The sequence below is a fragment of the Micrococcus sp. ACRRV genome (genome assembly GCF_022346985.1).
Lineage (GTDB): Bacteria > Actinomycetota > Actinomycetes > Actinomycetales > Micrococcaceae > Micrococcus > Micrococcus porci.
On sequence record NZ_JAKRNH010000182.1, the window covers coordinates 1 to 2,010 of the forward strand.

Sequence of the window (2,010 nt, forward strand, 5' to 3'; positions counted from 1 at the left end):
GCCCCCGCCGGGCCCGTGTGGAGAACGCCGCCCGCCAGGTCGCCGCCGCGGACCCCGCGGCCCTGGCCGAGGACACCGACCTGGCGCGGGCGCTGGACTGGGTGCTGCTGCGCCGCCGGCGCGTCGGCGCGGCCGCGGACGGCGTGGCCCTGCCGGAGCACCTCTCGGTGTCCCTCTACGGGGAGCTCGCGGCCGACCCCCAGGCCGTCGCGGACCAGCTGCGCCGGCCCATGCCGCGGCCGCCGGCCCACGCGGCCCGCCGCGGCACCGCCTTCCACGCCTGGCTCGAGCAGCGCTTCGACGCCACCGGCATGCTGGACATCGACGAGTCCGACGACGCCGCCGACGCCTGGGTCGAGGACGCCCTGGACCTGGCGCCGATGCAGGAGTGGTTCCTCGCCTCCCGGTGGGCCGACCGGGTGCCCGCGTTCGTCGAGACCGCCGTGGAGACCACTCTCGCCGGGATCACCCTCCGCGGGCGCATCGACGCCGTGTTCCGCACGGGCGCCCGCCCGGGCATGCCCTTCGACCCCGAGGCCGACTGGGAGCTGGTCGACTGGAAGACCGGCCGCGTGCCGGGCGGGGCGGAGCTGCGCCGCAAGGCCCTGCAGCTGGCGGTCTACCGCCTGGCGTGGTCCCGCCTGCACGGCATCCCCCTGGAGCGCATCCGGGCGAGCTTCGTGTACGTGGCCGCGGGCCAGGAGCGGGTCTTCGACGACCTGCCCGGGGAGGAGGAGCTGGAGGCGATCGTCACCGCGGCCGTCGCGGGCCCGGGCGCCACCTCGTCCGGCGAGGTCAGTCCACCGGACGCAGCACGCTGACGGTGCCCCCGGCGCGGCCGTCGTCGTCGGAGACGTCCACGACGCCGTCCGCGTCGTCCTCGTCCCAGTCCGGGGCCCGGTCGTCGGGGGCGGCGTGCAGCCCGACCACGTTGTCCGCCGTCGGGGCGGCCTGCGGAGCCGTGGACTCCGCGACGCCGACGGCCTCGGCCAGCTCGGCGAGCAGGGCCCGCGCATCGGCGGTCGTCTCCGCGTCGTGGCGGTCGACGCCCCGCAGCAGCCACCGCGCCAGCGCGAACTCCGCCAGCAGCGCGCCGCGGCGCAGCAGGTGCGCGTCCGGGGCCGCCGCGCCCTCGGCGTCCAGCCGCTCGGCGTAGGCGGCCAGGACGCGCTCGGGCAGGGCGGGGTCCTCCGCGGCGGCCAGCCAGGCGAAGTCATCCGCCGGGTCGCCCACGTGCAGGTCCGTCCACCCGGACACCCCCACCACGCGGCCGCGGGACACCAGGAGGCCGTCCTCGTGCAGGTCCCCGTGCACCGGGACCGGCGAGAAGTCCCAGAGGTCCGCCTCCTCGAGCGCCTCCTCCCAGCGGCGCAGCAGGCGCGGCGGCACCTGCCCGGTGGCCGCCGCCCGGTCCAGCTCCGTCAGGTGCCGCTCGCGCACATGGTCCGCGGTGTACACCGGCAGGTCCGCCTGCTCCACCACGGTCAGGGGCAGCGTGTGCAGCGCGGCGAGGATGCGGCCCAGGTCCTGGACGGCCGCGTCCCCGAGGCCGCCGATCTGCTCGAGCGTGGCCGGCTCGCCGGGCAGGGCCTGGTAGACGAAGGTGCGCAGCCCGTCGATCCGCACGGCGCCCGCCACCGAGGGCACGCGGAACGGCAGCCCCGCGCGCAGGTGCGGGTCGAAGCCGGCGAGGACCTGCAGCTCGGTCTCGAGGCGGATGCCGGCCTCCGCGGAGCGCGGCGAGCGCACCAGCCAGCGCTGGCCGGCGTCGTCCACCACGAGCGCGGCGGCGACGTCGGCCGAGTCGTCCGGGCTGCGCTCCACGGAGACGGGGGTCAGGCCGGGCACGGCGGCGGCGGCGAGGGCGGCGAGGCGGAGGGGCTGACGATGCACCCGTCCAGCCTAGGCCGCGAACGCCGGGGACGCCCGGGGGCGCACCGGTCCGGGCCCCGACCGGCCGGACACGGGTGTCCGCCGCGCGGGGCACGGGCCTACCGTGGGGGCCATGCC

General features: G+C 78.4%; 2 protein-coding genes. One reads left to right on the forward strand and one right to left on the reverse strand.

Translation table 11 applies throughout. The features are described from left to right. Nucleotides 1-821 (forward strand): PD-(D/E)XK nuclease family protein (locus MHY29_RS11895; protein ID WP_239241493.1); only part of this gene is annotated, 821 nt, incomplete at its 5' end. Here MHY29_RS11895 and MHY29_RS11900 read toward each other — a convergent pair. Beyond that, on the reverse strand, nt 796-1,893 hold the full coding sequence (locus tag MHY29_RS11900) for a phosphotransferase (RefSeq protein ID WP_239241495.1): 1,098 nt from the start codon (nt 1,891-1,893) through the stop codon (nt 796-798). The genes MHY29_RS11895 and MHY29_RS11900 overlap by 26 nt on opposite strands. Nucleotides 1,894-2,010: the final 117 nt, after the last annotated feature.